The 9,578-nt window shown below is 70.4% G+C and carries 8 protein-coding genes and 1 pseudogene; 1 reads left to right on the plus strand and 8 read right to left on the minus strand.

Features of this window, described 5'->3' with window-relative positions:
- The 4 genes from CU044_RS29540 to CU044_RS29555 form a co-directional block, all read right to left on the minus strand.
- On the minus strand, window positions 1–1,512 hold a 1,512-nt coding region (locus CU044_RS29540; protein WP_129771820.1), incomplete at its 3' end, for a beta-glucosidase.
- Between the two features lie 108 nt (window positions 1,513–1,620).
- Window positions 1,621–2,508, minus strand: coding sequence for a carbohydrate ABC transporter permease (locus tag CU044_RS29545; protein WP_240045919.1), 888 nt, complete (start codon window positions 2,506–2,508; stop codon window positions 1,621–1,623).
- 9 nt (window positions 2,509–2,517) lie between these two features.
- Window positions 2,518–3,555, minus strand: a complete 1,038-nt coding sequence (locus CU044_RS29550; RefSeq protein ID WP_129771821.1) for a sugar ABC transporter permease — start codon at window positions 3,553–3,555, stop codon at window positions 2,518–2,520.
- 3 nt (window positions 3,556–3,558) lie between these two features.
- Window positions 3,559–4,905, minus strand: a complete 1,347-nt coding sequence (locus CU044_RS29555) for an ABC transporter substrate-binding protein (RefSeq protein ID WP_129771822.1) — start codon at window positions 4,903–4,905, stop codon at window positions 3,559–3,561.
- Window positions 4,906–5,105: 200 nt separating this feature from the next.
- Here CU044_RS29555 and CU044_RS29560 point away from each other — a divergent pair, with 200 nt between their 5' ends.
- On the plus strand, window positions 5,106–6,251 hold the full coding sequence (locus CU044_RS29560) for a LacI family DNA-binding transcriptional regulator (protein ID WP_129771823.1): 1,146 nt from the start codon (window positions 5,106–5,108) through the stop codon (window positions 6,249–6,251).
- 656 nt (window positions 6,252–6,907) lie between these two features.
- Here CU044_RS29560 and CU044_RS29565 read toward each other — a convergent pair.
- The 4 genes and pseudogenes from CU044_RS29565 to CU044_RS29575 all read right to left on the minus strand — a co-directional run bounded on the left by CU044_RS29565 (window position 6,908) and on the right by CU044_RS29575 (window position 9,382).
- Window positions 6,908–7,285, minus strand: a complete 378-nt coding sequence (locus CU044_RS29565; protein WP_129771824.1) for a hypothetical protein — start codon at window positions 7,283–7,285, stop codon at window positions 6,908–6,910.
- Between the two features lie 189 nt (window positions 7,286–7,474).
- The gene (locus tag CU044_RS29570; protein WP_345790160.1) at window positions 7,475–8,350 is read right to left on the minus strand and encodes a transcriptional regulator; all 876 of its coding nucleotides are present in this window, start codon (window positions 8,348–8,350) and stop codon (window positions 7,475–7,477) included.
- Between the two features lie 120 nt (window positions 8,351–8,470).
- Window positions 8,471–8,653 (minus strand): annotated as a pseudogene (locus CU044_RS40245) (helix-turn-helix transcriptional regulator); the annotation flags it as partial.
- 87 nt (window positions 8,654–8,740) lie between these two features.
- The gene (locus tag CU044_RS29575; RefSeq protein ID WP_193564108.1) at window positions 8,741–9,382 is read right to left on the minus strand and encodes an HAD family hydrolase; all 642 of its coding nucleotides are present in this window, start codon (window positions 9,380–9,382) and stop codon (window positions 8,741–8,743) included.
- Window positions 9,383–9,578 lie beyond the last annotated feature (196 nt).

The following is a 9,578-nucleotide window of genomic DNA, read 5'->3' on the forward strand; positions in this document are numbered from 1 at the left end:
CTGGTGATAAACAGCGATCCCCAGCCCGGTCAGGAAGTCAACAAGAACGACACGGTCACCGTGACCACCGTGGGCGGTCAGGGCAACAACAACGGGGGACCAGCGCGCACTCGACTTCGGCGTACGGCGCTGCGTCTCGTAGTCCACATGGACCGCGCCGAAGCGCTTGCCATAGCCGTACGCCCACTCGAAGTTGTCCATCAGCGACCAGAGGAAGTACCCGCGCACATCCGCCCCGTCGGCGATCGCGCGCTGTACCGCCGACAGATGGCCGTGCAGATAGCGGATCCGGTCCGGGTCGTGGACCGCGCCGTCCGCGTCCGGCTTGTCGGGGTACGCCGCGCCGTTCTCGGTGACCATCAGGGGCAGTCCCGGTGCCTCGCGCGTATAGCGCAGCAGCAGGTCGTACAGTCCGCTCGGATCCACCGACCAGCCCATCTCGGTCAGTTCGCCGGGCGGCTGGTGGAAGGCGACGGATTCGGCGCCCGGCCAGGGGGAGTGCTCGCTCGCGCCGTGGCCGTCCTGCCGGTCCTTGCGGCCGGCGCCCTGTCCCGCGACGCCCTGTCCCGCGACGCCCTGTCCCGCGGCGTCCTGTCCGGCTGCGGCGGAGACCACCGCGGGCTGGTAGTAGTTGATGCCCAGCGAGTCCAGCGGCTGCCTGCTCACGGCCGCGTCGCCGGTGCGGACGAACGACCAGTCGGTCAGCCGCGCGGTGTCCGCGAGGAGGTCCTCGGGGTACGCGCCGGCCAGCATCGGGCCGGTGAAGACCCGGTTCGCCAGCGCGTCGATCCGGCGTCGCGCGTCCAGGTCCCCGGGCGACTGCGTACGGGCCCTGACCGCCGCCGGGTTGAGGCTCACCGAGACCTGACCGCTCGCCGGGAGTACGGAGCGCAGCGCCTGGGCCGCGAGTCCGTGGCCGAGGTTGAGATGGTGGGCGGCGCGCAGAGCGGCCACCGGGTCCGTACGTCCGGGGGCGTGCACTCCGGACCCGTACCCCAGGAAGGCGCTGCACCAGGGCTCGTTGAGGGTCGTCCAGCGCGTCACCCGGTCGCCGAGCGCCTCGGCGACGGCCCGCGCGTACTCCGCGAAGCGGTACGCCGTCTCGCGCTCGGGCCAGCCGCCCGCGGCCTCCAACTCCTGGGGCAGGTCCCAGTGGTAGAGCGTCAGGACGGGTTCGATGCCATGGGCGAGCAGATCGTCGACCAGACCGCGGTAGAAGTCGAGCCCGCGCTGGATGGCCGGGCCCCGGCCGGTGGGCTGGACGCGCGGCCAGGAGACGGAGAAGCGGTACGCGTTCACGCCGAGGTCCGCCATCATCCGGACGTCCTCGGCCCTGCGGTGGAAGTGGTCGACGGCGATGTCGCCGTTGTCTCCCTTCTCGACCTTGCCGGGCGTATGGCTGAAGGTGTCCCAGATGGAGGGCGTACGGCCGTTCTCCCGTGCCGCGCCCTCGATCTGGTAGGCGGCCGTGGCGGTGCCCCACAGGAACCCGGGCGGAAAGGTGTCGGACATGATGCGGCTCCCGTTGACCGTAGGAAAGGGGGGTTGTGGTGGTGCGAGAGGGGTGCCGGATGGCACCGGGACCGGCCGTACGGCCTGAGGCGCCCGGCCGTACGGACATCAGCCCTTGACCGCGCCCTGCATGATGCCGCCGACGATATGTCTGCCGAAGATCACGAAGGCGAGGAGCAGCGGCAGTGTCCCGAGCAGCGCGCCGGCCATGATCACCGACTGGTCGGGGATGTAGCCGCGGCCGAGCCCGGTCAGCGCCACCTGCACGGTGGGGCTGCCGTTCTGGGTCAGCGCGATGATGGGCCAGAAGAAGTCGTTCCAGGCCATCACGAAGGTCAGCATCCCGAGCACGGCCATCGCCGGCCGCGCGGTCGGGAAGACCACATGCCACACCACCCGCCAGCTGCTCGCGCCGTCCACCCGGGCCGCCTCGATCAGCTCGGTGGGCAGCGCCCCGGTCAGGTACTGCCGCATGAAGAACACACCGAACGCGCTGACCAGGGTGGGCAGAATGACGGACTGGAGCTGATCGGTCCAGGACAACTCGGCGATCAGCATGTACAGCGGTACGACGCTGAGCTGCGGCGGCACCATCATCGTGCCGATCACCAGCAGCAGAAGCAGGTTCTTGAACCGGAAACGCAGCTTGGCGAAGGCGAAACCGGCGAGCGTGGAGAAGAGCACCGTGCCCGCCGCGATCGCCCCGGCGACGACCGTCGTATTGATCAGGGCCGTACCCATATTGGCGTCGGTCCAGGCGATTTCGAGGTTCTTGAAGAGATTCCCGCCGAACCAGAAGGGCGGCGGGGTCTGGGCGAGCCGGGTGTTGTTGCGGGAGGCCGCGACCGCCGTCCACACCAGGGGGAAGAGCGAGCCGGCGGTGAAGAGGATCAGTACGGCGTGGGTGATCCGCCCGCCGTGCAGCTGCCGTCCCGCGCCCTTCCTGTTCCCGCCGGAGGTCCGGGTCGTACCGCCGGTCCGCGACATCGTCGCCATCTCTCTCCCCTACGCGCTCTCGCGGAGACGGCGGGCGATGATCCAGTTCACCGCGCCGATGATCAGCAGGATCAGGAACATCGCCCAGGCGATCGCCGAGGCCCGGCCCAGATGGAGATTCACCCAGCCCTGCTCGTACAGATAGAGCCCGAGCGTCTGGAACTGGTGATCCGCCCCGCCCGTGGCGCCCGCGCCGCCGTTGAACAGCAGCGGCTCACCGAACAGCTGGGTCGCGCCGATCGTCGAGACCACGCACGTGAACAGGATCGTCGGCCGTAGCGAAGGGACGGTCACATGGAGGAACTGCTGCCATCGCGAGGCCCCGTCCAGCGCCGCCGACTCGTACAGATCGTCCGGGATCGCCTGCATCGCCGCCAGATAGATCAGCGCGTTGTAGCCGGTCCAGCGCCAGATGACGATCGTGGAGACCGCGAGCTGTGAGGTCCAGGTGCCGTTCTGCCAGTCGACCGGGCCGGCCCCGGCCAGCCCCAGCACCCAGTTGATCATTCCGTAGTCGCGGCCGAAGAGGAGGACGAAGACGAGCGTCGCGGCGGCGACCGAGGTGGCGTACGGAGTGAGCACCGCGACCCGGAAGAACATCGAGCCGCGCAGCCGGTAGTTGAGCAGATGCGCGATGCCCAGCGCGATGAGCAGCTGCGGAACGGTCGAGAGCACCCCGATGGTGACGGTGTTCTTCAGCGCGTTCCAGAAGAAGTCGTCGCTCAGCAGCCGGGAGAAGTTCCGCAGCCCCACCCACTCCATGTCGGTGGGCGCGGTCAGCTCCACCCGGTGGAGCGAGGCCCAGCCGGTGTAGAGGAGCGGGAAGAGGCCGAAGGCCAGGAAGAAGACGAAGAACGGGGCGATGAAGGCGTACGGGCTCCACCGCACGTCGCGGCGGTACCAGCGGCTGCGCCGCTCCCGTCGCCGGTCGTCCCGCTCCTCGCCGAGCCGTCCCGGCCGTTCGGACCGCTCCCGAGGCCCGGCGGGCGCCGCGGGAGCGTCCCCGACGCCCGCCTCCGGGACGGCTGTCGCGTCACCACTGGCCATCGGTCACTGGTCCAGTGCGTTGTCGATCGCCTTGACGGCCGCGTTCCAGCCGTCCTTGGAGGAGGTGCCCTTCTGGTCGACCTGGAGCATGCCGACATCGGCCAGGTTCTGCGCGATGATCAGGTCCTTCGGACCGACGATCTGGACCGGTACGCCCTGGGCGGCGGCGGAGAAGATCTTCCCGATGGGGGCGTTGCCGAAGTACTCGTGCGTGGCGCCGGACACGGCGGGCAGCGCGTATGCCGCCCGGGAGCTGGGGAAGCTGCCGCGCTTCGCGAAGAACGTGGCCTGCTGTTCCGGCGCGGTCAGCCAGGCGACGAGTTCGGCGGCCTCCTTCTTGTTCTTGCCCGCCTCGGGCACCACCAGGAAGGAGCCGCCCCAGTTACCGGGCTTCGGCGCGGCGGCCACATCCCACTTGCCCTTGCCCGCGGCGCCGGACTTGTCCTGGATGTAGCCGAGCATCCAGGCGGGGCAGGAGACGGTGGCGAAGCCGGCGTTCGCGTATCCCTGGTCCCAGGCCGGGGTGAACTGCTGGAGTCTGGCGGTCAGTCCGGCCCCGGCGAACTCCGCGGCGATGTCCCACGCGTTCCGTACGGCCGGGTTGGTCTTGTAGATGACCTTGCCGTCCTTGTCGTAGAACCGGTTCGCCTCGCTGCCGGTGATGGCGGCCATGACGCCGCTCGCCGAGTCGACGAAGGCCGTTCCCCTGGGCGCCTTGGCCTTGAACTTCTTCCCGGCGTCCAGGTACTTCCGCCAGTCGCCCGCCCACAGTGCGCCGACGGACGCGCGGTCGGTGGGGAGCCCCGCCGCGGCGAAGAGATCCTTGCGGTAGCAGATGCCCTCGGGCCCGATATCGGTGCCGAGCCCTATGGTCCGGCCGGCCTTGTCGGTGGCCTGCGACCACTTCCACGGCAGGAAGCTGTCCTGCCGTACGCCGCCGGTCTTTCCGAGGTCCACGAGTCTGTCCGCCTGGGTGGCGGTGACCTCGGCGATGTTGTTGACCTCGACGGCCTGGATGTCGGCGAGTCCGCTGCCGCTGCCGAGGTGGGTGAGCAGCTGGGGGTAGTAGTTCTCGTTGCGCTCGATGGACGTCTGTCTGATGGCGATGTCGGGGTGGAGTTTCATGTACTGGTCGTAGAGCCCGGCCTCCTTCAGGCCGAAGGCCCCGAAGACGCCCACCGTGAGCGTGGTCTTCCCCTTGCCGCCGTCTCCGCCGCCGTTCCCGCCGCCGCTCGTGGCACTGCCGGCGGGGCCTTCGCTGTCCTGGGCGCAGCCGGCCAGGAGCCCGGCGCCGAGCGCGGCGACGGCCGCGAGGACGACCACCCGGGACGAGCGGGTACGTGTACGCATGACGTCCTCCTAGTGCACCGACGTGCCGGCCCCCGGCCCTGCGGCCGTCCGTCCGGGCGTGGTCGGGGAGCGTGCGGGGCATATATGGGTCGGGTACGGTGGGAGCGCTCCCATGTGTGATGTGTTGAAGCGTCGCGGGTCCCCGTAGGGGTGTCAAGGGACCGGGCTGGACTCGGGGCGGATTCATTGGGGAGGCGGAGATGACAGCTCGTACGGCCCGTGAGGCGGATGCCGCGCGTACGTCCCGGACGGAGGCCCGTGCGGTCCGTACGGCCCGTACGGGCGGCGGGAAGCCGCCCACGCTCGAAGAGGTGGCCGCGCGCGCCGGGGTCGGGCGGGGCACGGTCTCCCGGGTGATCAACGGCTCGCCGCGGGTCAGCGCGCCGACCAGGGCCGCGGTGGAGGCGGCGATCACCGAGCTGGGGTACGTACCGAACCGCGCGGCCCGCGCGCTCGCCGCGAACCGCGCCGACGCGATCGCCCTGGTGGTGCCCGAGCCGGAGGCGCGGTTCTTCGCCGAGCCGTACTTCTCGGACATCGTCAGCGGGGTGGGCGAGGCGCTGGCCGAGACCGGGATGCAGCTGCTGCTCACCTTCGCGGGCGGCGCGCGCGAGCGCCGCAGGCTGGCGCAGTACCTGGCCGCGCACCGGGCCGACGGGGTGCTGCTGGTCTCGGTCCGCGCGGACGATCCGCTGCCGGACCTGCTGGCCGGGACCGGCATCCCGACGGTCGTCAGCGGACGCCGCTCGGCGGCCGAGCCGCTGCCCTCGGTCGACTCCGACAACGCCGGGGGCGCCCGTACGGCGGTGGCACATCTGCTCTCCCGGGGCCGCCGTACGATCGCGACGATCACCGGACGGCTGGAGGTCTACGGCGCGGCCTGCCGCCTGGACGGCTACCGCCGGGCCCTCGCCGAGGCCGGCCACGCGCCGGACGAGTCGCTGATCGCCGTGGCCGACTTCACGGAGGAGGGCGGCCGGCGGGCGATGCGCGAACTGCTGGCCCGCCGCCCGGCCCTGGACGCGGTCTTCGCGGCCTCCGACGTCATGGCGGCCGGCGCCCGCCAGACCCTCCGCGCGGCGGGCCGGCGCATACCGGAGGACGTGGCGCTGGTCGGCTTCGACGACTCGGAGATAGCCCGCCACATGGACCCACCGCTGACGAGCGTCCGCCAGCCGATCGAGGAGATGGGCCGGGCGATGGCACGGCTGGTCCTCTCGGAGATCGCGAGGCGCTCACCGGAGGCGGCCGGGCCCGTGGAGGCGGGGCCCCTGGAGGCGGGGCCCGGGGGAGGCCCGCGACAACTGGTGCTGCCGACGGAACTGGTGGTGCGGGGCTCGTCCTGAGGGGGGCGCCTCGCGGCAGGGGCCGGTCGCGTTGTCGAGAGCGCGCCTGCGGGTGCGTGAGCGTGTGCGGCCTGTCGCCCGGCGACGCTCCGGGGTCGCATCCGGGACGGCGTGATTTACGGCGCGGATCCGCGAGAGTTGAGATGCGGGCGGTCATGCGCCACACATCACGCTTTAGTGTCCCGGACACGACCCCTGCGCTCCCCCCGCCCCTTCACCGCCCGGCACAAACCCTGGCCGGCCGGAGCGGTAATCAGCGGCCGGTCGTGTACGGAGTCAGCGTCGTCGGGTCTACGCCGATGACGAACGGGTCACCGTACGGCCGCTTCTACCTGCCCGTGCGCCGCTCCGGTTTCCGGCCTCGGACATCGAGGGCGGGCTCGGTCGCGAGATCGTCCTCCGTGATGGGCGGCCCGTTCCAGAGCGGAGTGATGCCGTGCCGCTCGCAGCGGGCACCTTCTTCGTTCTCGACTGGGAAGTCGTGGTCGCCCGTCGGGCACCTCACGACTGGCCTTTCCGGTGGCACGCACAGTCGCAGCGGTGGGTCTCAACGGGTGGCTGCGTGGGCGTCTGCCAGGCGAGCCGCGTCTCCCCGGGTCCTGGGCACTCGGTGTGCTCGTCGATGCGGCAAGCGGGTGCCTTGTACAGCGTCGTGGTCACCGGGCCGTACCTTCGAACCGTGTTCGGCCGACCCGGAGCAACTCGGCGACGGCCTCGGCGGTACACAGCTTTCCGGCCTGCCCCACCGGCACGGCCCAGTACGGGGTGACGGCCGTCGGTTCCGTACGGTCCGGCCGGGGGATTCCGAGCCAGGCACCCGGGCCGCGGACCACGGCCTCCGCGACCCGCCACGTCTCGCAGGTCCCCGGTGGTACGAGCGCGTAGTACCAGGCGCTCGGGTGGCAGATGACCGGCCCGTCGAGGGCTTCGGCCAGGACGCCGGCCACGACGTCCGGGGCGCTGCTCCCGGCCGCCGCGTGGACCAGCGTCAGCGGCATCTTCACGGCGTCGTAGGCGCGGCCGGTACGCAGCATCGCAGGGCGGCCGCCCTGCCACGCCTCGTGGGCGACAGCGGGGTGCGGGCCGGGCGACGTCAGCCATAGGACTGCACGATCCGGCGTAGGGAATACCTCGGGCATCTCGGGTCCCATCTGGCCGTCGATATGCGGGCAGACAGATAGTGGGCCTGCGCAAGGCCGACAAGTACTACACCGTGTATCACCTCAGACAGCGCCGATCCATGCAGCGAATGCCGTGAGTTCCTCCGCGTCAGCTCGCTTCAGCCGACGAAGCGTCGCGGTGTCCTCGCGGGCCCATGGATGCTCACGGGTGTGCTGAGGAGCCACGCGCCTGGCGGCTTTGAGGGATTCGAAAGCATCGTCCATCAGCCCGGCCCACACCTGGGCTCGGGCCAGCTCGATGGAGAAGGAGCTGCGGCGCTCGCTGGGAAGATCCCTGGGCGGCTTCCAATCCCGCGCCACGTCCAGGGCTCGCGAGACATGGGCGGTGCCGAGGCTCACGGCAACGGATACCTGATGGATACGCAGTGAGCTCGGTCCGAAAGCCGTTCCGTTGTAAATGCCCTCAGGCAAAAGGGCGGCGAGTGGTTCGGCCTCGGCGAGGTGAGTGTCGGCGGCCGTCTCGTCTCCTGCTCGTCCGGCGACGACAGCGGCCCGCATGTGGAGCGCGCCGCGTGCCGCGACCGACCGAGGCTCCTTGGGCGAGGGTGCCGCGTCAATTGCCGCTTCCAGGGCGCGGAGGCCGGTGGCGTAGGACCGAGCGGCGAGAAAAGTCTCCGTGCGTACGTACGCGGTGGTCGCGTTGAGGAGTGGGTCCCCGGCTCGTGTACAGGCCCATCGCAGCAACTCGACGAGTCTCGCCGAGAGATCGTAGGCACCGAACTTGTAGGCGACGGCGTCCGCCGCGCGCGCGGCCGACGCGAGCAACTGCGCCGCTTCCTTCCGCCGATGGCCCGTGGCGGTGTGCAGCGTACGCAACGCATCACCGAGCAGGGCCGGCGCCTGGACTGCGAGGCGGCTGTATTGCGCGCCGAGACGCCAGGTCATGGCGTCGTTGACCGCCGAGGTCAGCTCGGGCAACGACCGGAGCGCCGGGCCGTCCGGTACGTCGTATCCGGCGATGGCCGCAGAGATGTGCGGGAGTGCGCTGTGAACGCGGCCGGATGTACGGGAGTTTCCGTTGACCAGTCGGGAGGGGTCCACATCGAGAGCGGCGGCGAGACTGTCGAGAGTCTTGTCGCTCGGTGAGCGAACGCCGCGCTCGATCCCTCTGATCATGGAGAGCGACACGAACGAGGCTCGGGAGAGGTCGGCCTGAGTCATGCGGCGCGCGTGACGGCGAGCCGCGATGCGCCCCCCGATCTGTCCTGGGGTATCGGTCATGTGTCTTCCCCACACGGCATGGTCGGCACCGTACCCATGCGGCGACAGGTCGGCACCCGAAACGGGACCGGCGCACCCTGCCGAGTGTCAGGGGGCGACGATGGAGGCGAGCTGCGTCAGGTTGTCGATCCGCCAGTCCGCCGCCTCGATCACCTCCGGGTCGTCCGCCCACAGATAGCCCCACGGCCCGCGCCTCAGGTGGGCGACGCGCAGGCCCGCCTCCCGGGCAGGGAAGACGTCGTTGGCAGGGTGGTCACCGACATACAGGGTCTCGTGCGCGCCCGCGCCGGACACGTCGAGGGCGCGAGCGAAGAACTGCGGAGACGGCTTGGCGACGCCCCATTCGCCCGAGGTGGCGATGAGATCGGCGGGCAGGTCGAGGCCGCGCAGCAACGCCGCCGCCTTGACGGTCTGGTTACCCGCGACGACGACCCGGATCCCCTGGGCCTGTAGCGCGGCGAGGGCAGGCCGTACGTCGGGGTAGAGATCGGACTCGTCGAGCCGCTCGCCCCGGCCGGCGGCTTCGCGCGCCCTGTACTCGGCGGCGATGTCGATGTCCGGACGGATGAGGCGTAGGGCGTCCGCGTTGTCACGGCCCTGAGCTACGACCGCGCCGACCAGGGCTGCGACGGTATGCCTCGGGAGGTCGAGCCAGTCGGCCCATGAGACCCAGTAGCGGTCGTCGCGGACGAGGGTCTCGCCGACGTCGAGGATCACTGCGCGGATCATGGCGGAAGTGTATTGCCGCGGCCATACGCGGTGCGGCTCAGATGAGAAGAAGATCGCCCCCGGTCCCTGTTTTCGCAGGTCACGGGGGCGATCTTGTAAGGGTGAGTAACGGGACTTGAACCTGTTTTTTGAACATACTGTGACCTGCGGCAACGCGAAATAACCGGGCAATTGGGTGCAGTTCGATGACGCTCAA

The sequence above is a fragment of the Streptomyces sp. L-9-10 genome, from assembly GCF_004151105.1.
Taxonomy (GTDB): Bacteria; Actinomycetota; Actinomycetes; order Streptomycetales; family Streptomycetaceae; genus Streptomyces.